This is a genomic window from Janthinobacterium rivuli (assembly GCF_029690045.1).
Taxonomy (GTDB): Bacteria; Pseudomonadota; Gammaproteobacteria; order Burkholderiales; family Burkholderiaceae_D; genus Janthinobacterium; species Janthinobacterium rivuli.
The window spans coordinates 1,117,684-1,137,016 of the sequence record NZ_CP121464.1 but is presented as its reverse complement, the minus strand read 5'-3'; the positions used below and the strand labels follow the sequence as shown (position 1 = coordinate 1,137,016).

General features: G+C 63.1%; 15 protein-coding genes. 5 read left to right on the top strand and 10 right to left on the bottom strand.

The genetic code is table 11. The features are described from left to right. Positions 1-15: 15 nt before the first annotated feature. The 4 genes from P9875_RS05125 to P9875_RS05110 are packed head-to-tail and all read right to left on the bottom strand — an operon-like array spanning position 16 to position 3,836. Positions 16-273, bottom strand: coding sequence for a hypothetical protein (locus tag P9875_RS05125; RefSeq protein WP_035824618.1), 258 nt, complete (start codon positions 271-273; stop codon positions 16-18). 38 nt (positions 274-311) lie between these two features. Continuing rightward, entirely contained in the window at positions 312-1,118 is an 807-nt protein-coding gene (locus P9875_RS05120) for a response regulator (protein ID WP_219311861.1), read from the bottom strand. 28 nt (positions 1,119-1,146) lie between these two features. Further along, on the bottom strand, positions 1,147-3,051 hold the full coding sequence (locus P9875_RS05115) for a PAS domain-containing hybrid sensor histidine kinase/response regulator (protein ID WP_235211791.1): 1,905 nt from the start codon (positions 3,049-3,051) through the stop codon (positions 1,147-1,149). 44 nt (positions 3,052-3,095) lie between these two features. Next, entirely contained in the window at positions 3,096-3,836 is a 741-nt protein-coding gene (locus tag P9875_RS05110; RefSeq protein WP_035824612.1) for a Crp/Fnr family transcriptional regulator, read from the bottom strand. Positions 3,837-4,073: 237 nt separating this feature from the next. Between P9875_RS05110 and P9875_RS05105 the strand changes: the two genes are divergently transcribed. Continuing rightward, positions 4,074-6,158 (top strand): putative bifunctional diguanylate cyclase/phosphodiesterase, encoded by a 2,085-nt coding sequence (locus tag P9875_RS05105; protein WP_278317742.1) that lies wholly within the window; start codon positions 4,074-4,076, stop codon positions 6,156-6,158. A gap of 9 nt (positions 6,159-6,167) precedes the next feature. On the opposite strand, the gene P9875_RS05100 is transcribed toward P9875_RS05105, so the two are convergent. Both P9875_RS05100 and P9875_RS05095 read right to left on the bottom strand, forming a co-directional pair. Next, complete coding sequence (locus tag P9875_RS05100) at positions 6,168-7,217, bottom strand: porin (RefSeq protein ID WP_035824610.1); 1,050 nt, start codon at positions 7,215-7,217, stop codon at positions 6,168-6,170. Between the two features lie 471 nt (positions 7,218-7,688). Further along, the gene (locus tag P9875_RS05095; protein ID WP_278317741.1) at positions 7,689-10,073 is read right to left on the bottom strand and encodes an ankyrin repeat domain-containing protein; all 2,385 of its coding nucleotides are present in this window, start codon (positions 10,071-10,073) and stop codon (positions 7,689-7,691) included. A gap of 170 nt (positions 10,074-10,243) precedes the next feature. On the opposite strand from P9875_RS05095, the gene P9875_RS05090 reads away from it, so the two are divergent. From P9875_RS05090 to P9875_RS05075, 4 genes are all read left to right on the top strand, one after another. Next, positions 10,244-13,051: a valine--tRNA ligase gene (locus P9875_RS05090; RefSeq protein WP_099403323.1), complete on the top strand. Its 2,808-nt coding sequence runs from the start codon at positions 10,244-10,246 to the stop codon at positions 13,049-13,051. Between the two features lie 112 nt (positions 13,052-13,163). Beyond that, positions 13,164-13,619 (top strand): DUF2147 domain-containing protein, encoded by a 456-nt coding sequence (locus tag P9875_RS05085; RefSeq protein WP_035824603.1) that lies wholly within the window; start codon positions 13,164-13,166, stop codon positions 13,617-13,619. 274 nt (positions 13,620-13,893) lie between these two features. After that, positions 13,894-15,411 carry an ice-binding family protein gene (locus P9875_RS05080; protein ID WP_278317740.1) on the top strand — a complete coding sequence of 506 codons (1,518 nt, stop codon included), beginning with the start codon at positions 13,894-13,896 and terminating at the stop codon, positions 15,409-15,411. A gap of 13 nt (positions 15,412-15,424) precedes the next feature. After that, a complete protein-coding gene (locus P9875_RS05075; RefSeq protein ID WP_278317739.1) occupies positions 15,425-16,564 on the top strand; it encodes an OmpA family protein in 1,140 nt (379 codons plus the stop codon). A 53-nt stretch (positions 16,565-16,617) separates the two neighbouring features. Here the strand turns inward: P9875_RS05075 and P9875_RS05070 are convergent, their stop codons facing one another. From P9875_RS05070 to ruvC, 4 genes are read right to left on the bottom strand one after another with little or no spacing between them, the layout of a single operon-like run. Next, the gene (locus P9875_RS05070; RefSeq protein WP_035828617.1) at positions 16,618-17,085 is read right to left on the bottom strand and encodes a YaiI/YqxD family protein; all 468 of its coding nucleotides are present in this window, start codon (positions 17,083-17,085) and stop codon (positions 16,618-16,620) included. Positions 17,086-17,108: 23 nt separating this feature from the next. Next, positions 17,109-18,164, bottom strand: coding sequence for a Holliday junction branch migration DNA helicase RuvB (gene ruvB / locus P9875_RS05065; protein ID WP_278317738.1), 1,056 nt, complete (start codon positions 18,162-18,164; stop codon positions 17,109-17,111). Between the two features lie 6 nt (positions 18,165-18,170). Next, complete coding sequence (gene ruvA, locus P9875_RS05060) at positions 18,171-18,749, bottom strand: Holliday junction branch migration protein RuvA (RefSeq protein ID WP_099403325.1); 579 nt, start codon at positions 18,747-18,749, stop codon at positions 18,171-18,173. A gap of 31 nt (positions 18,750-18,780) precedes the next feature. Further along, on the bottom strand, positions 18,781-19,320 hold the full coding sequence (gene ruvC / locus P9875_RS05055; RefSeq protein WP_278317737.1) for a crossover junction endodeoxyribonuclease RuvC: 540 nt from the start codon (positions 19,318-19,320) through the stop codon (positions 18,781-18,783). Positions 19,321-19,333 lie beyond the last annotated feature (13 nt).

Here is a 19,333-nt window from a genome sequence, read left to right as displayed (position 1 = left end):
TCTTTGTACATCGCGCTACTTCTTCTTGCCCCAGCGCCAGCTGGTCGGTTCACCCTTCAGCTGGCAGATGAAAATGAGCGCGGCAACGATGGCCACTTCATAGACGATGTAGCCCACCAGCATGGTTTGCGGCGGGAATAGGAAGGCGCCGCAGGCGAACAGCGCCAGCGCGCTCAAAAAGACCAGCCAGCCCTGCCAGGTGATGGGCAAGCCCCAGCCCCAGCCATAGGTCTTGGCGGGGAACCAGTATTGCGGCGTTGATTTGTCAGTCATGATTTTTCCTGGTCAGTATCGATAGCACCCAGTATAAATCAGGCAATGCGATGGCGCTCCGTGACATCGAGGCCGATGCCGCGGTAGCCGATGAAACGGCTACCCGTGTCGAACATCGGTTCGCCGCTGACCTGCAGATACTGCGTGCTGCCGTCGAGGTTGGCTCGGCTGTAGATGAAATCGAGAAACGGTTCGCGCGCGGCAATTTTTGCGTCGAGCAAGGCCCGCTCGGCCGCGTTCCAGCGCTGCGGCTCTTCTTCGCTGCCAATGCCCAGCATTTCAGCCACGGGGCCGGAAAAGCGCGTCAGGTTGCCCTGCGCATCCTGTTCCCAGTACCAGTCGGACGACAGCTCCGTGAAGCGCTGGAAGCGCGCTTCGCTTTCGCGCAGCTCCGCCGTGCGCTCTTCCACCATCTGTTCCAGCGACTTGTTGTATTCGGCCAGCTTCTGGTACAGCAGGCGCACTTCCAGCATGTTGTGGATGCGCGTTTTGACTTCCACCAGGTCGAACGGTTTGCTGACGAAATCCTTGGCGCCCGCTTGCAGCGCGCGCAACTTGTGGCCCGGCTGGGCCGTGATCACCAGCACAGGCAGATAGCTGCCCGCCTCGATGTCGCGCAAGCCTTCCATGACTTCAAAACCATCCATTTCCGGCATTTGCAAGTCGAGCAGGATCAGGTCGTAGCGGTGCTGCTGGTGCAGCGCGTGCACGGCTTGCGGGTCCATGGTGGAGGTGATGCGCGTATAACCGGCATTGCGCAGCACCTGTTCCAGCAGCATGACGTTCGCCTCCTGGTCATCGACGATGAGAATGCTGGCGTTCAGAATCTCGGTGGCTTGAAGCATGGCGGTATTCCTAAAAATAAATGCTGAATTAGCGTACTGCGTGAATGTCGTCGGCCAGGCCGTGCGCGGCCGCATGGTGCAGGGCCACGTCAAGTGCATCCATGAATTCGACGACCTTGATCGGCTTGGTCAGGTAGCGGAAGAAGCCCGCTTCCAGGCCTTTCTCGATGTCGCGCGGCACGGCGTTGGCAGACAGGGCCATCACGGGAATATGGCTCGTCAGCGGGTCGTCATGCAGGATGTGCAGGGCGCCAAAGCCGCTGATGCCGGGCAGGTTGATGTCCATCAAGATCACGTCCGGCTGATACGTGCGGGCCAGGTCGATGCCCAGGTGCGCATCGATGGCCGTGAGCAATTTCAAATCGCTGCGGCGGGCGATCAATTGCTCCACCAGCGCCAGATTGGCGGGATTGTCTTCCACGTACAGCAAGGTGCGCTGGCTTTCCTGCGGCACCTGCACCTGCGGCAGCGCGTCGCCGTCGCCCAGCACCAGGGCCGGCGCGCTGCTGGCGGCCAGCTCGAACCAGAACGTGGTGCCCACGCCGACCGTGCTGTCGACGCCGATGGTGCCACCCATCAATTCGACCAGCTGCTTGGTGACGACGAGGCCGATGCCCGTGCCCTCTTCCGTGCTGTTTTCCTGTCCCAGGCGATTGAAGGGCTGGAACAGCTGGGCCACCTGGCCCGCATCGAGACCGGCGCCGCTGTCGCGCACGCTGACCCGCACCTTGCCGCCACGCTGGCTGCAGTCGACGGTGACGGCGCCGCCACTCTGGTTGTACTTGATGGCGTTCGACAGCAGGTTGACCATCACCTGTTTCACGCGCGTGCGGTCCGCATGCACGAAGTAAGCTTCGCCGCAGCGGGGGAATTGCATGCGGATGCCGCGCTTTTCCGCCTGCGGCGCGATCATCGCCTGGCAATCCTGCAACACGTCGAGCAAGGACATGGCTTCCTGCGACAAGGTGACCTTGCCCGATTCGATCATGGCCAGGTCGAGGATTTCATTAATCAAACGCAAGAGGTACCAGCCACCCTTGAGGATTTGCTCGATCGAGCGCTGCTGCGGCGGGCTCGGTGGCGGCACGTCGGACGCCATCAGCTGCGCAAAGCCCAGCACGGCATTGAGCGGCGTGCGCAATTCGTGGCTCATGCTCGACAGGAATTCGGACTTGGCGCGGTTGGCCTTTTCCGCCACCTGGCGCGCCTTCTTCAACTCCGCATTGTTGGTCTCGACCAGCGAACGGGTGTACGCCTGCTGCTCCTGCAGGCGCTGGTCCAGCAAGGCCTGTTCCGCCTCGACCTGCTTGCGTGCCGTGTTGTCCGTGCCGATCAGCAGGTAGCCGATGACCTTGCTTTGCGCATCGCGCAAGGCCGTCACGGAGACGATGGCGGGGAAGCGGCTGCCATCCTTGCGGATATACGTCAGTTCATAAATGTCTTCGATGCCGCGCGTGGCCTTGAACACGAGCGTTTCCACGCCAGGCGTGATGACGGTATCGAGTTCGGCACTGAGGGCGGCCGCGCGCGCGACGATTTCTTGCGCATCGGAAATACCAGCCGGCGTCAGCTTGTCGACCACGTCGCTCGCCGCATAGCCCAGCATGCGTTCGGCGCCCACGTTGAAAATCTGGATCACGCCCTGCGCATCGGTGGCGATGCACGAGAAATTGGCGCTGTTGAAAATCGCATCCTGCAAGGCGCCCGCCTTGAGCAGCTGGCGCGGCAGGCTGGCCGCCAGGGTGCGCCGGTACAGCGCCACGAGCAGCATCAGCAGCAAAAAGACCAGCGCATCGATGACGCAGGCCGTTTCGAACGGCGCGCGCCAGGCCAGCAGCCCGATGGCCAGCAGCACGATGGCGCTGAACGAAAACGCCAGCGCCATGGGCCAGCGCGACGGTGCGCGCGGAGGAATGTTTTCAACAGATTGCATGAGGTAGCCTGGGCTGTGACAACGATAGAGAGAAGATGCGGTGTTCAGCGCGCCTGGCGCTGGCGCACGTCCGACAACAGGCGCGCGAATTCCTTTTTAACCACGCCATAGCATTCGCACACATGGCCTTCAAGGCCGGCGCGGTCCAGCACGGAAATATGGCCGCGACGGTAGCTGATGAAGCCGCGCGTCTGCAAACGCCCGGCCGCTTCCGTCACGCCTTCGCGGCGCACGCCCAGCATGTTGGCAATCAACTCCTGCGTCATGGTCAGCTCGCGGTTCGGCAGGCGGTCCATGGTCAGCAGCAGCCAGCGGCACAATTGTTGCTCCACCGTATGGTGGCGGTTGCACACGGCCGTCTGCGACATTTGCGTGATCAAGGCTTGCGTATAGCGCAGCAGCAAGCGCATGACGGGACCGGCGCGGTCGAATTCTTCCATCAGCAAATGCGCCTTCAGCCGGTAGCCGACGCCGCCCGTCTGCACGACGGCGCGGCTCGGCGTCGAGTTGCCGCCCATGAACAGCGACACGCCCACGACGCCTTCATTGCCGACGCCGGCAATTTCCGACGAGCCGCCGTTTTCCAGCAGGTAGTGAATGGAAACGATGGCCGTGGTGGGGAAATACACATGCTGCAGCTTGTCACCCGAATCGTAGATCACGTCACCGAGCAGCATCGACACTTGCTCCAGGTGGGGAGCCAGGCGCGCGAAATCGGCGTCGAGCATGGCGGCGAGCAAATGGTTTTGATTCGGGTTGTGCAGCTGGGCATGCGGACTCGACATGGGCAGGTTTCCTGTTTTCCAGTCGTCAGCTAGGGGATAGTTGAAAGGCGTCCGAACGAGGGGCGCCATATCGTGCAGCGTAACACAGCGCTGGCACAGTGACCCGACTATATTTCTTGTCAGCATCGCCGTCCGTTCGGTAGCGAACGGACGACATTTCGCCGCGCACCCTACAGTCGGTCACTGCCCGGCCTGCCTGATCATGGATCGGCACCGGCGCTGCCACGGGACGTCACCATGCAATCATTCTTCAAACGCATCTCCATTTCCGTTTCCACCTCGGCCCTGCTCACCCTGGCGTTCGGACTGTGCCTGACAGCGCTGTGCTACGCCTCGGCGCGCCAGATCGAAGCGGAAAGCGCACGGCTGCTGCTGCAGTACCACGCCAGCGGGCACACCGTGGGCGCCGCCCTGCTGCCGGCCAAAGGCATGAGCCTGGACGCCAACCATCGCGGCTCGCTGTATGTGCTGCTGGGCGGTGTGCTGTCGAGCCTGCTGGCGGCGGCGTATGTGTATCAGCTGGTGTCGCGCAATTCGGTCATTGCCCGCATCACGGGCGAACGCACGGCGGCGCTGCAGTTTGCCAATTTGCGCCTGTCCGAAGACATCGCTGCGCGCATGCGCAATGAAAAGTCGCTGCGCCTGCGCGAGCGCATCATCGAAGTGTCGGCCAATGCCATCATCCTGTGCAGCGCCGATGCGCCAGGCTACCTGATCGAATACGTCAATCCCGCCTTCGAACGCATCACCGGCTATGCGGCCGGCGACGTCATCGGCCAGCGCCTGGAGGATCTGCAGGGGCCGGAACATGCGCGCCAGGACATGCACGCCATCAGCGCAGCCTTGCACGAACAGCGCGAAGGCAAGGCCATCGTGCGCAATTTCCGCAAGGATGGCAGCACTTACTGGAGCGAGCTGTTCGTCGCTCCCGTGCGCGACGAGGGCGATGGCGCCGTCAGCCACTTCGTGGTGGCGCAATACGACATCAGCACCGTCATGCGCTTCGAGCAGGAACTGGAATTCCAGTCCCGCCACGATATCCTGACGGGACTGGCCAACCGTTTGCTGCTGCGCGAACGGCTGGAACAGGCGATGGCCGTGGCGCGCCGCAGCACCCTGCCCCTGTGGGTGGTCTTCATCGACCTCGACCGTTTCAAATTCGTCAATGACACCCTGGGCCACGACGCGGGCGATACCCTGCTGAAACTGATCGCCGACCGCCTGCGCGCCGCCACGCGCGAAGTCGATACGGTGGCGCGCCTGGGCGGCGACGAATTCGTCCTGCTGCTGCCGCAACACACGAACAGCGAACCTGGCCAGCTCATCCTGCAGCGCGTGCTGGACACGGTGGCCCAGCCACTGCAGGTGGGCGGCCATGAATTCTTTCTTACATGCAGCATGGGCGTGGCCACCTATCCCGACGATGGCGACAGCGCGGAAACCCTGATCAAGCATGCCGACATCGCCATGTACCGGGCCAAGGAGCAGGGACGCAACCATTGGCAAAGCTACGCGCCGGCCATGAATGCCAGCATGCTGGCCCGCTTAAGCCTGGAAAGCGAATTGCGCCATGCACTCGAGCGTGGCCAGTTCCACCTCGTTTACCAGCCGCAGGTGGAACTCGACAGCGGCAGGATCGTCGGTATGGAAGCGCTGCTGCGCTGGCAGCACCCCACCCTGGGCGCCATCGCGCCCGGCGACTTCATCCACCTGGCCGAAGAAATGGGCTTGATCGTGCCCATCGGTGCGTGGGTGCTGCAGACGGCGTGCGCGCAGGCAAAAGCATGGCAACGGCAGGGACTGGGTGGCTTGCGCCTGGCAGTGAATTTGTCTGCCCGGCAATTCCGGCAAAGCGGCTTGCTGCAATCGGTGCGGGAAATTCTGGCCGTGACGGGCCTGGAAGCGCGTTTCCTCGAGCTGGAACTGACGGAAAGCATGATGATGCAGGATGTGGAACAGGCGATCAGCACCATGGGCAAGCTCAAGACGCTGGGCTTGCAACTGTCGATAGATGACTTCGGCACCGGCTATTCAAGCCTGGCGCACTTGCGCCATTTCCCCATCGACGTATTGAAGATCGACAAGTCATTCGTCAGCGACATCACGCGCAGCAACGACGACGCGGCCATCGTGCAAGCCATCATCGCGCTGGCGCACAGCTTGCGCCTGAAAGTCATCGCCGAAGGCGTGGAAACGGCGCAGCAACTGGCCTTCCTGCGCCAGCACGGCTGCGACCAGATGCAGGGCTACCTGTTCAGCCGCCCGCTGGCCGCCGCCGCCTTCGAAACATTGCTGCTCGAAGGCAACATGCTGCCCGCTTAGCGTAAAAACTTAAAACGCGTGGCGCAGGCCGACGTTGAAGGCGCGGTTGCCGCTGCCCACTTCGGTGGCATTGCCCACCATGTAGGCAGCGTCGTTGCGGTTGCGGATATGCGCGTAGGCAAGATACACCTTGCTGCGCTTGGACAAGGCATACGTGGCGCCGATGGCCAGCTGCCGTGCGTCGCGGTTGGCAGCGTCGCGGTCATCCTTATGGACGTACGAGGCGAGCAAGGTCGTCGCACCGAGCGGCACGGACACGCCGACGATGGCGTCGCGGCTGTCCGTCGACTGGGCCGGCGCCTGCGCCGCGCCGTACGGGTTTTCCGCAAAGAACATGGTGCTGCCGTCGCCCGTGTTGCGGCCATAGCCGGCAAACGCCGTGGCCACGCCGAAGTTGTAGTTACCGGCCAAAATCGTGTTGTTCACGTCGGCCTTGCCCGGTTCGCCGGCACGGCTCTGGCGCGCCAGGCGCAGGGTCAGCGGACCGTTGACATAGCCGAGGGCCAGGCCCAGCGAACGCTGATCTGCCACAATCCCCGTGTGCTCGCCGGCACCATACATGACGGTGGCCGTGACGCCACGCCATTCGGGCGAGGTGTAGCGCACGGTATTGTCGATGCGCGTGGCCGAATAGCCGGCCAGGTTGGTCGCCGCGCCAGCCAGGCCGCCTTCGAATGGATCGGCCACGTCGGTCAGCGCCTGGCTTTGCAGATTGTACTGGCGGCCCACGGTCAGCATGCCCAGTGGGCTGTTGAGGCCGACAAACGCCTGGCGGCCGAACAATTGCCCCGCCTGGTCGGAGCGGCCCGTGTCGCTCAGGACGCCCGCTTCCAGGGTGAACACGGCTTGCAAGCCATTGCCCAGCGATTCCGTGCCGCGCAAGCCCAGGCGCGAGCCGGCCGACACGCCGCTGGTGAGCTTGCTGACGCCGCCTTCCTGCACCAGGCCCGCATCCATCAAGCCATACACATCAACGGATGATTGGGCGTGGGCCGCAGGCAAGGCGCCCACGGTGGCGATGGTCGAAACGAGGCCGACGGTGATCGAGATTTTTTTCATGCTGGTTTCCTTGTCAAGGCAAAACCGGGAAAGCGCGCGGCCATGGCGCGGCCACAGGCGCCAAAGGCGCGCTGGGGAGTGCCGTATCGAAAGACGACTGGCCAGGCAGCAAGATTCCTGGCTAAGCTGTGGCGGCAGCGGCGTGCAATGATGCGCCGCGTTGATTCCGCCGTGAATGGTGCACCGCTGGCGGTGCGCGTGGCTCAGGCGCCCAGCCCGAAGGGGACGCTCTGAAAGTGGCTGGCATCGCGGATGCGCTGGCCTTGAGACGCGGACGAGTGCTGGATATGAAACTTAAATACAACCGCGTCTGCTGGCGCCGTCCGCAAGGATGGGGCAGGAGGCGCCGGGGCCAGAATTATAGCATCGGCAGCGCCTTGATCCCGGTTCTGTTGCAGGAAAACGACTCGCCAGGCCGCTAAAACCCGGCGTTGTCGCCGGGCAAGATGACGCATGCCGACCAGGCAAACGCTATTGCGGCAACGGTGCGGCGGCCGCAGGCTTGCGCGCCGCGGCGGCCGCCTTCAGCAAGCTCAGCACCGCCTTACTTTCCGGCGTCGACGCCCGTTGCTGCGCCATCTTCAATACGGGAAATTCCCCGCCCAGCGGATCGGCGCCCAGACTCAGCAGCAGCTTGACCATCGCCGCGTCGCTATTTTCGACGGCCGCCAGCAAGGGCGGCAGATAACCGCCGGTGGCGATGGGCGCGCCCATCGCGGCCAGGCGGGCGACCCAGTCGTGCCGCTGGCTGCGCACCGCATGCCACAGCAGCGTCTCTTTTTCCAGACGGCGCGAATCGAGCGCCGCCTGCTGTCCCTTGTAAGAAACTTCGGCGGCGGGTCCGACTTGCTGCCATGGCATGCCGGGCACCACCAGTTGGCGCAGCACGTCCTCGGACGTCGGCTGGTAGTTGTACATGGCGCGCATCGCAGCGTCGAGCCAGCGGTCATTTCCCTTCGCGTCATGCCGGGGCACGCGCTGCTTGAGCCAGTCCAGCGCGCCGGCGTTGCCCGCTTCGGCGGCATAGGCGTACAGCGACTTTTCCTGCTCATCAGTATTTGGCGTGGTGCCGGTGGCCAGCATTTTATCGAGCACTTCGGTGCCGCGCGTCAGGCGCAGCAAGGGCCCCCATAGCAAAGAATCGGCCAGCGGCCGTTCCGCTGGCTGCGCAGCCCCGCCTTTCTTGGCCTTTTTCTCTGCCAGGTATTGGTCTACCAGCAAATAGGGCCGGCCCGCGCCTGCGTCGAGCATGGCGATCATGCTGGCCGTACGTTCTTTCGCGTCGATCAATTCCGGCAAGATGTCCGCATCCTCCTGCTGCAAGGCGTATTCCAGCGGCGCCTGCGTGTGGTTTTCGCCGCCGTATTGCCGCACATCGGCGCCATGCGCCAGCAACAGGCGCACCATTGCGGCATTGCCGTACAGGGCAGCCAGATGCAGCGGTGCGGCGTGGTAAAGCGTATCGCCTTCGCCGAGCGGCACGCCGCGTTGCAACAGCAGCGTCATCATGCGCAGCTTGGCGGGCAACAGCGCGGCGTACTGCTCACGCAGCGCCTGGCGGCGCGCCTGCAGCGGCGCCTGCGCCAGTCGCTGCTGATCGTCGTCCTGCCGGGTTTGCGCATTCAGCCATGCCGCTTCGGCTTTGTACATGCTCGATGGAGGCGAAATCAAATAGTTCAGCAAGGGACTCCTGTCGAGCGCATAGGCGCCCGGCTCGGCGACGCCGGCCAGCAGCTTGCCAAAGGCAGCTTCGTCGCCCTCTTTGGCAGCCTTGAACAGCGCCGTCACCTCTGGCGTCGGCGGCAGCTTGTTGCGTGCCTCGCGCACATAATTGATCAAGCGTTCCATGCCATGCACCGAGACCTGCGGCAACGGCATGCCCACTTTCCATGCCCGCGCCAGCTGCTGCGCCTCGGCCTGTTGCGCCGCATTCAGTTTCTTTGTCCAGCGGGCCACGGCGTCGCCGGCGTCCGCCGCGCCGCCCGCCGCCGCCAACTGGCTCAGCATGGAAGCGAGCACATAGTCCTGCGGCACGCCCGCCTCCTCGCCATACAGCACGGCCAGCTGCAGCTGGGCCTTGGCAATGCCGCTTTCGGCGGCCTTGCGCAGCCAGCGGGCAGCCTGCTTTTCATCCAGGCCGCCCGTGCCTTTCCAGCACAGCAAGCCCAGCTGGTAAGCGGCTTCCATGTCGCCCCCCTCGGCGGCGCGGCGGTACCAATCCTGCGGCGAACGCTGTCCCGTCTGCGACGTCGTCGGCAAGGGCGCGCCGCGCTGCCAAAGGCCGGCCAGGCGCACGGCCTCGTCGACCTGGTCCGGCGACATCCTGCCACGGCGCGCCGGCAGGGACTTCTCCATCGCGGCCGCACCGCTCCACTCCTTGTCTTGCAGCGCCAGCAGGTTGAGCGCATACGACAGCACCCGGTCGACCGGCCCGCCTTCGCCCCGCTCATACATTTGTGCCAGGTCCTGCAGCGGCTTGCCCTCACCCTGCGCGGCCATGACGCCCAACCAGGGCCGCGCGCGCGATGGATTGAGCATGCGGCCCGGCGCGTATGCATACATGAAAACCAGCGCCTCCTGCGCGGCGCGATCGCCGCCCTTGGCCGCCAGCAGATACCAGCGCTCCGCTTCGACCTCGCTGCGCTCCACGTCCCGGCATCCTTTCTCGCCCATGTAGATATCGGCGAGGACCTTTTGCGCCTCGACATTGCCACCTTGCGCCGGTCCGCGCAATTGCGCCACGGCCTTGCTGCAGCGCCCATCCTGCAGAGCCGCCATCCCCTCCGGAACGCCGGCGCACGCGCCACCGGCAGCCCATCCAGCGCCGAGCACGGCCAATTGCCACAATTTTTTCATGATTGCCTGAGTTTTCAAATAATGTTGCAAATATGATAGCTTAGAAAAAATACAATGCAGCAATATTGCTCAATCGTGCGCGGCTTTTCGGGCCATCCAGGCCCGCTATTTGCTGCGCATGCTTTATGCACCCCTTATAATGGTTCCTTTTGCCAATCACACGCCAAATCATGGAATTAGCCAAGTCTTTCGAGCCCGCCGACATTGAACAATTCTGGCGCACCGAGTGGGAACAGCGCGGTTACTTCACCGCCACCCTCGATGCCGGAAAACCTTCCTTCAGCATCCAGTTGCCGCCGCCGAACGTCACCGGCACCCTGCACATGGGCCATGCGTTCAACCAGACCATCATGGATGGCCTGACCCGCTACCACCGCATGCTGGGCCACAACACGGCCTGGATTCCCGGTACCGACCACGCGGGCATCGCCACGCAAATCGTCGTGCAACGCCAGCTGGACGCGCAAAAGATTTCGCGCCATGACCTGGGCCGCGAAAAATTCGTGGAAAAAGTGTGGGAATGGAAAGAAAAATCCGGTTCCATCATCACCGGCCAGATGCGCCGCCTGGGCGCCTCGGCCGACTGGCAGCGCGAATACTTCACGATGGACGAGCCGCGCTCGAAAGTCGTCACCGACGTCTTCGTACGCCTGTTCGAGCAAGGCCTGATCTACCGCGGCAAGCGCCTGGTGAACTGGGACCCCGTGCTGGGCACGGCTGTGTCCGACCTGGAAGTGGTGTCCGAAGAAGAAGACGGTTCCATGTGGTACATCAAGTACCCGCTGGCCGATGGCAGCGGCTTCCTGACGGTGGCCACCACCCGTCCTGAAACCATGCTGGGCGACGTGGCCGTGGCCGTCGATCCGACGGACGAGCGCTACCTTCCGCTGGTGGGCAAGATGCTCAAACTGCCTTTGAGCGACCGCGAAATCCCCATCATCGCCGACGAATACGTCGACAAGGAATTCGGCACGGGCTGCGTGAAGATTACTCCTGCGCACGACATGAACGATTACGCCGTGGGCCAGCGCCACAAACTGGCGCAGATCGTCATTTTGACGCTGGACGCGAAGATCACCGACGACGCGCCGGAAGCCTACCGCGGCATGGACCGCTTTGCCGCGCGCAAGCAGATCGTCGCCGACCTCGACGCGCAAGGTTTGCTCGAGCAAGTCAAGCCGCACAAGCTGATGGTGCCGCGCGGCGACCGCACGGGCGTCGTCATCGAGCCGATGCTGACGGACCAGTGGTTTGTCGCCATGAGCAAACCAGCCCCGGAAGGCACGTTCTTCCCAGGCAAGTCGATCGCCGAGACCGCGCTGGACAAGGTCGCCAACGGCGAAATCAAGTTCGTGCCGGAAAACTGGAGCACCACCTATAACCAATGGCTCAACAACATCCAGGACTGGTGCATCTCGCGCCAGCTGTGGTGGGGCCATCAAATCCCGGCCTGGTACGACGACGCCGGCAATATCTTCGTTGCCAAGACGGAAGCCGAGGCACAAGCCAAAGCGCAGGCGGCCGGCAGCACGGGCCCGTTGAAGCGCGACGACGACGTGCTCGACACGTGGTTCTCGTCCGCCCTGGTGCCGTTCTCGACCATGGGTTGGCCGGAAGAAACGCCGGACATGAAGGCGTTCCTGCCATCGTCCGTGCTGGTGACGGGTTTCGACATCATCTTCTTCTGGGTGGCGCGCATGGTCATGATGACGGCGCACTTCACGGGCAAGGTACCGTTTGAAACCGTCTACGTGCACGGCCTGGTGCGCGATTCGACGGGACAGAAAATGTCCAAGTCGAAGGGCAACACCCTGGACCCGATCGACCTGATCGACGGCATCGACCTGGAAGGCTTGATCGTCAAGCGCACCACGGGCCTGATGAACCCGCGCGACGCGGAAAAAATCACCAAGGCGACGCGCAAGGAATTCCCGGAAGGCATTTCGGCCTACGGCACGGACGCCGTGCGCTTCACCATGGCCAGCTATGCCTCGCTGGGCCGCAACATCAATTTCGACCTGGGCCGTTGCGAAGGCTACCGCAACTTCTGCAACAAGATGTGGAACGCCACCCGTTTCGTCATGATGAATACGGAAGGCAAAGACTGCACGCCGAACGACGCCGACCTGTCGCAGGCGGACAAGTGGATTATTTCCCTGCTGCAAAAAGCGGAACTGGACGTGGCCAAGGGCTTTGAAGACTTCCGTTTCGACAATATCGCCGCATCGATCTACAAATTCGTGTGGGACGAGTATTGCGACTGGTACCTGGAAGTAGCCAAGGTGCAAGTACAGCAAGGCACGGAAGGCCAGCAGCGCGCCACCCGCCACACCCTGCTGCGCGTGCTGGAAGTGGTGCTGCGCCTGGCCCATCCGATCATCCCGTTCGTCACGGAAGCCCTGTGGCAGACGGTGGCGCCTTTGGCTGGCAAAACGCTCAAAGCTGAGGGTGATTCCATCATGATGCAGCCGTATCCAATCGCCAACACCGACAAGATCGATGAAAGCGCGGAAGCGTGGATGCAGCAGCTGAAAGCCTTGACGGACGCGACGCGCAACCTGCGCGGCGAAATGCAGATCTCGCCTTCCGTGCGCGTGCCGCTGATCGTCGAAGCGGGCAATGCCACTGAAAAGGCCGCGCTGGCATCGTACGCACCGTACATCCAGTCGCTGGGCAAGCTGGCGGAAGTGCAGATCGTCGATGCGCTGCCGGACTCGCCAGCGGCCGTCGCCATCGTCGGCACCACCAAGCTGATGCTGAAAGTGGAAATCGACGTGGCTGCCGAACGTGAACGCCTGGGCAAGGAAATCGCCCGCATCGAAGCGGAAATTGCCAAAGTCAACAGCAAATTGGGCAATGAAAGCTTTGTCGCGCGCGCACCGGCCGCCATTGTTGCGCAAGAAAACGAGCGTTTGCTCAGTTTTTCGGCGACAATTGAAAAACTGCGCGAACAGTTTGCTAAACTAGCCAGCGCATAAGGCAAGTTTGGAAGGATTGCGCGGCCGTCCCAGTGACGCCGCGCAGCACTGCTGGTCTTGCCTTGGTATATAACTGTTCGTGACACGATCAAAAAACCAATGGAGACTAGCGATGCATAAAGTATTCAAAGCAAGTGTACTGGTGGCCGCCCTGGCCATCGCCGGCAGCGCCACCGCGCGCGATGGCAACTATACCCCCGTGGGCACGTGGAAAACCATCGACGACGCCAGCGGCAAGCCGAAATCCCTCGTCGTCATCACGGAAAACAACGGCGTCTTGCAAGGCAAGATCGAAAAACTGTTCCGTGCCCCGAATGAAGATCAAAATCCCAAGTGCGACAAGTGCGCGGGCGCCAACAAGGACCAGCCCATCATCGGCCTGGTGATCCTGTCCGGTCTGAAATATGACGGCAAGGAATGGACGGGCGGCGAAATCACCGACCCGGCCACCGGCAAGGTCTACAAGAGCAAGGCCGAGCTGATTGAAGGCGGCACCAAGCTGCAAGTGCGCGGCTATGTCGGCGTGCCGATGTTTGGCCGCTCGCAGACGTGGGTGCGCGAAGAGTAAGCAACCACCCCGCCCTGTCAAAGCCGGCCATGCGCCGGCTTTTTTGCGCCTGCCTTCCGCACACTGGCGTTGTTTTTCAGGCCGAATCGTGTCCTTTCGTCCCCATTTCCAAACCAGGACAAGCTATGCGCGCCACCGAACATACTTGAAGTTTCCTAAATGAAATAGTGCATGCCTGTGACGCCATCGCCCTTTCGCGAAGGGCGGCATGGCTCTGCGGATGACCCCATCGGCGGATGCCCGGCACATATTTGCCCATGCACAAAGGAAACACATGAACATCTTCAAGCGATACATGACCCCGCTGCTCGTCTCGGCAGGTCTGCTGACCATGGCCGCCCTTGCCGGCTGCGGTGGCGGCGACCAGGGGCGCGATCCCATCCTCGGCTTGCCGGGCGCTACGCTGTCCAGCCTCATCGTCACGCCAGCCACGGCCACGGTCGCCATCGGCGCGGGCCAGCAATTCACGGCCATCGCCACGTATAGCGACGGCTCCTCGCAAGACGTCAGCGCCAAGTCGGCCTGGACGTCGGCCACGCCGGCCAGCGCGACAGTCAATGCCGCCACAGGCTTGAGCACGGGCATCGCCGCCGGCAGCAGCAACATCAGCGCCGCGTTCGGCGGCAAGAGCGCGGCAGCCCAGTTGACCGTCTCGCCAGCGACCTTGCTGTCGATCGCCGTCACGCCGCAAAGCCCGATCATCCCCGTCGCCGCGACGCGCCAGCTGGCCGTCATTGCCACCTACTCGGACAACAGCACGGCTGACGTCACGTCCGGCAGCAGCTTCGTGTCCGCCACGCCAGCCGCGGCCACCGTCGCCAGCGGCGGCCTCGTCACCGGCGTGGCCTTTGGTAGCAGCGTCATGAACGCCAGCTTCAACGGCAAGAACGCCAGCACCACCGTCACCGTGCCCGCCATTACCCTGGTCAGCATCGCCGTCACGCCAGCCACCGCCAGCATCGCTGTCGGCGCCACGCAACAGTTCATTGCCACCGCAACGTATTCGGACAGCTCGAACGCCATCATCACCAACGGCGCCATCTGGACGTCGGGCACGGTTGCCAATGCCACGGTACTGAACACGGGCGTCGCCACCGGCATCGCCGCCGGCACCAGCAGCATCACGGCCACCGCTGGCGGCCAGTCGGGTAGCGCGCTGCTGACCGTCACGGCCGTGGCCATCCCACCCGTCCTGAAACCGATCATCCTGGGCCGCGCGGCACCGTTCGGCGTGCTGGCCGGCACCTCGATCACGAACAATTCGGGCGGCACGACCCTGGTCACGGGCGACGTCGGCTCACCGTCGCAAACGGTCGATCCGACCCAGGCAGCTGGTTTTACCAACTACAAGTCGGGTGCCATCCTGGCCGGTGCCATGACGGACCTGCAGGCGGCGATCACGGACGGCAACAGCCGTAGCTGCGACGTCAGCTTTGCCGGCGGCATCGACCTCGGTGGCCAGACCTTCGGTCCCGGCGTGTATTGCTATGCGGGCGCCATCAGCATCACGGGCACCCTGACACTGAATGGTCCCGGCGTGTACATCTTCCGCACGGCGCTGACCTTGAACTCGACCGTCAACTCGGTGGTTGCCCTGAACAATGGCGCCACGGCCGACAACGTCAGCTGGCTGCCCGTCGGCCCGACCACCCTGGCGGCGAATAGCGTCTTCAAGGGCAATATCCTGGGCCAGTCGGCTGCCATCACGGTGGGCGACAACACGACCTTGCTCAATGGCCGCGTGCTGACGGCTGCTGCCGTTACCCTGCGCAATAACCAGATCACCAAATAACCGGGACATGACCATGACTATCGCACACACATTGGGCGCACTGAGCGTCATGACCGGCGCCTTGCTGGCGGCGCAATCGGCGCAGGCGCAGGACAACACCTTCATCAACCCGGACTGGGCCAACAGCGCCTGGTACATCGGCGCGGGCGTAGGCCAGTCGCGTGCCACCATCGACGAGCCGCGCCTGCGCGCCAGCCTGGCCGCCAACGGCGAGACCGTCACCGGTTTTACCAAGGACCAGCGCGACACCGGCTATAAACTGTTTGTCGGCCGCCAGCTGAACCAGTATTTCGCCGTGGAAGCGGGCTACTTTGACCTGGGCAAGTTCGACTTCAAGTCGAGCACCAGCGGCAACGGTGTGCTGAACGGGCAAGCGGGCTTTCGCGGCGTGAACCTGGACTTGCTGGGCCAGCTGCCGCTGTCGCAGCGCCTGTCCCTGCTGGGCCGTGTCGGCATGCACTACACCAAGACCAACACGGAATTCAGCGGCAACCGCCTGCTGGGTTCGACCAATACGCATGCCAGCGAGCGCAAGCTCAACGCCAAGCTGGGCCTGGGCCTGGAATACAAGTTCAGCGAAGCACTGGCCTTGCGCGGCGAAGTCGAGCGCTATCGCCTGAACGATGCCGTCGGCAACCGCGGCGATGCGGATCTGTACTCCGTCAGCCTCGTGTACAAGCTGGGCCGCCCGGCCAGCGCCACGCCGGCCTACCAGCCGGCGCCCGAAGTCGCCCCTGTCGTCGCCATGCCGGCGCCCGTCATCGTGGCCGCACCGGCACCGGCCCCCGTGTCGGAAAAAGTGTCGTTTGCCTCCGAAGCGCTGTTTGATTTCGATCAATCGACGCTCAAGCCGCAAGGCAAGGCGGCGCTGGACCAGTTGCTCGGTCAATTGAAGGGCATGGACCTGGAAGTCATCGTCACGGTGGGCCATACGGATGCCGTCGGCCCGGACGCCTACAACCAGAAACTGTCGCAGCGCCGCGCCGAAGCCGTCAAGGCCTATCTGGTGGCGCAAGGCGTGGAAACGAACCGCGTCTACACGGAAGGCAAGGGAGAAACGCAACCGGTGGCCGACAACACGAGCGCCGCCGGCCGCGCCAAGAACCGCCGCGTCACGGTGGAAGTCGTGGGTACGAGAAAAGTGCCACGCTAAGTCAGCTGCAGACGTAAAAAAACCGGCTTGGCCGGTTTTTTTACGTCCTCGGATTATGGCGCTGGCGCCGGCTTCCGGTGGTGCTTGCTCAAATGTCGGTCCAGGCTGTTGGCGAACTGTTGCCGGTCGGACTGGCTGAAGGCGGCCGGGCCGCCCGTGTCGACGCCGCCGCTGCGCAACTCTTCCATGAAGGCGCGCATCGTCAGTTGCTGGGCGATATTGTCCTTCGTGTAAAACTCGCCGCGCGGGTTCAGCGCAAAACCGCCCTTGGTCAGTACGTCGGCGGCCAGCGGAATGTCGCCCGTGATGACCAGGTCGCCAGGATTCAACAGCCGCACGATTTCCTGGTCGGCCACATCGGCGCCCGACGGTACTTGCACGGTGCGGATGAAACGCGACGGCGGCACGCGCAAACCCTGGTTGGCGACCAGGGTGAGCGGCAATTCCAGACGGTCGGCGACCCGGTACAGGATTTCCTTGATGACGACGGGACAGGCATCGGCGTCGATCCAGATTTGCATACCCGGCATACCTTCTTGCGCCATCACAGTTCCCACGCTTCGCCGCCCGGGCCAATGCGCGGTGCGCTGACGCCGAAGTGCAAATAGGCGGCCGGCGTGGCGACACGGCCACGCGGCGTGCGCTGCAGGAAACCTTGCTGTATCAGATACGGTTCCAGCACGTCTTCGATGGTATCGGCCGCTTCGCCGATGGCCGCCGCCAGGTTCCCTATGCCGACGGGGCCGCCGCCGAACTTGAACAGCACGGCTTCAAGCAGCTTGCGGTCCATCACGTCGAAGCCGGCGGAATCGACGTCGAGCATGGCCAGCGCGCGGTCGGCCACCACCTTGGTGATCTCGCCATTGCTTTTGACTTCCGCGAAGTCACGCACGCGGCGCAGCAAGCGGTTGGCGATGCGCGGCGTGCCGCGCGCGCGCTGGGCGATTTCGTGCGCGCCTTCCGGATCGATCGGCGCTTTCAGCAAGGCGGCGCTGCGCGTGACGATCTTCGTCAATTCGCCCGTGTTGTAGAACTCCAAGCGCGCGACGATGCCGAAGCGGTCGCGCAGCGGGTTGGTCAGCATGCCGGCGCGCGTGGTGGCGCCGACCAATGTAAACGGTTGCAGATCGAGTTTCACGGAACGGGCGGCCGGGCCTTCGCCGATCATGATATCGATCTGATAATCCTCAAGCGCCGGATATAAAATTTCCTCGACGACCGGCGACAGCCGGTGGATTTCATCGATGAACAGGACGTCGTTCGCTTCCAGGTTCGTCAGGATCGCCGCCAGGTCGCCCGGGCGTTCCAGCACGGGGCCGGAAGTCTGGCGCAAGTTGACGCCCATTTCGCGCGCGATGATGTGCGCCAGGGTCGTCTTGCCCAGGCCCGGCGGGCCGAACAGCAAAGTGTGGTCGAGCGCTTCCTTGCGCTGGCGCGCGGCCGTGATGAAAATTTCCAGCTGGTCGCGGATCTTTTCCTGCCCCACATACTCATCTAACTGCTTGGGGCGCAAGGCCCGTTCGATCGCCTCCTCGTTGTGCGAGATGGGCGCCGCGTCGATGATGCGCTGTTCCGTGAAGCTGTCGGTCTGGATGCTCATGCCCTATCAGCCTTTCGACAGCGCTTTCAGCGCCAGTTTGATGCCGTCCGACACGCCGGTACCGGCCGGCACGTTCTTCACGGCGGCCAGCGCTTCCTTGTCCGAATAGCCGAGCGCGACCAACGCGTTGAGGATATCCGATTGCGCGTCCGGCGCCGCGTGCGCGCCCAGCGGACCAAGATCGGCACCGATCTTGCCCTTCAATTCCAGCAACAGCCGTTCCGCCGTCTTCTTGCCGATGCCCGGCACTTTGACCAGACGGCCGGAATCTTGCAAGGTGATCGCTTGCGCCAGGTCGGCAATCGTCATGCCGGAGAGAATCGACAAGGCCATGCGCGCGCCCACGCCCGTGATCTTGATCAACTGGCGGAACACGGCCCGCTCGGCCGTATTGCCAAAGCCAAACAGCAAATGCGCATCTTCGCGGATGGCCTGGTGCGTAAACAGCACGACTTTTTCGCCCACATGGGGCAAGTTATAAAAGGTGCTCATCGGCACGTCGACTTCATAGCCGACGCCCTGGCAATCGACCAGCAATTGTGGCGGATTCTTTTCAAGCAAAATACCGGAGAGACGGCCTATCATCGCGTGTTCCTAATGTTAAATTTCAGAGTGATTATCCAACTAAACGGCCGCGCTTCATGCGCAAACCCTGAAGTTGCGGCGCCAGCGCGCCGAGCATGGCCAGCGCATCGATGCTGTTGGCATGGCAAATGGCCACGCCCAGGGCATCGGCCGCATCCGAGCCGGGCAAGCCGGGCAAGGACAGCAGCCGCGACACCATGTCCTGCACCTGCTCCTTGGCCGCCTTGCCGTGGCCCGTGACGGCCTGCTTCACTTGCAACGCCGTGTACTCGGCCACCGACAGGTCAGCATGGACGAGCGCGCAAATGGCCGCGCCACGCGCCTGGCCCAGCAGCAAGGTCGATTGGGGATTGACGTTGACAAACACTTTTTCGATGGCCGCGCAATCGGGCTGGTAGGTGCCGACGATTTCGCTCACGCCCCGCAGGATGACCTTCAGGCGCGGCGGCAATTCCCCTTCGGAACCCGTCTTGACGGTACCCGACGCGATATAGCGCAGCTTGTTGCCGTGTTTTTCAATGACCCCAAAGCCGGTCGTGCGCAGGCCAGGATCGATGCCAAGAATAATCATCGCCAGATTCTAT

Excerpts from the sequence above, each read along its gene's own strand:
- P9875_RS05125 (WP_035824618.1), bottom strand. The coding sequence starts at position 273 with ATGACTGACAAATCAACGCCGCAATACTGGTTCCCCGCCAAGACCTAT.
- P9875_RS05120 (WP_219311861.1), bottom strand. The coding sequence starts at position 1,118 with ATGCTTCAAGCCACCGAGATTCTGAACGCCAGCATTCTCATCGTCGAT.
- P9875_RS05115 (WP_235211791.1), bottom strand. The coding sequence starts at position 3,051 with ATGCAATCTGTTGAAAACATTCCTCCGCGCGCACCGTCGCGCTGGCCC.
- P9875_RS05110 (WP_035824612.1), bottom strand. The coding sequence starts at position 3,836 with ATGTCGAGTCCGCATGCCCAGCTGCACAACCCGAATCAAAACCATTTG.
- P9875_RS05105 (WP_278317742.1), top strand. The coding sequence starts at position 4,074 with ATGCAATCATTCTTCAAACGCATCTCCATTTCCGTTTCCACCTCGGCC.
- P9875_RS05100 (WP_035824610.1), bottom strand. The coding sequence starts at position 7,217 with ATGAAAAAAATCTCGATCACCGTCGGCCTCGTTTCGACCATCGCCACC.
- P9875_RS05095 (WP_278317741.1), bottom strand. The coding sequence starts at position 10,073 with ATGAAAAAATTGTGGCAATTGGCCGTGCTCGGCGCTGGATGGGCTGCC.
- P9875_RS05090 (WP_099403323.1), top strand. The coding sequence starts at position 10,244 with ATGGAATTAGCCAAGTCTTTCGAGCCCGCCGACATTGAACAATTCTGG.
- P9875_RS05085 (WP_035824603.1), top strand. The coding sequence starts at position 13,164 with ATGCATAAAGTATTCAAAGCAAGTGTACTGGTGGCCGCCCTGGCCATC.
- P9875_RS05080 (WP_278317740.1), top strand. The coding sequence starts at position 13,894 with ATGAACATCTTCAAGCGATACATGACCCCGCTGCTCGTCTCGGCAGGT.
- P9875_RS05075 (WP_278317739.1), top strand. The coding sequence starts at position 15,425 with ATGACTATCGCACACACATTGGGCGCACTGAGCGTCATGACCGGCGCC.
- P9875_RS05070 (WP_035828617.1), bottom strand. The coding sequence starts at position 17,085 with ATGCAAATCTGGATCGACGCCGATGCCTGTCCCGTCGTCATCAAGGAA.
- ruvB (WP_278317738.1), bottom strand. The coding sequence starts at position 18,164 with ATGAGCATCCAGACCGACAGCTTCACGGAACAGCGCATCATCGACGCG.
- ruvA (WP_099403325.1), bottom strand. The coding sequence starts at position 18,749 with ATGATAGGCCGTCTCTCCGGTATTTTGCTTGAAAAGAATCCGCCACAA.
- ruvC (WP_278317737.1), bottom strand. The coding sequence starts at position 19,320 with ATGATTATTCTTGGCATCGATCCTGGCCTGCGCACGACCGGCTTTGGG.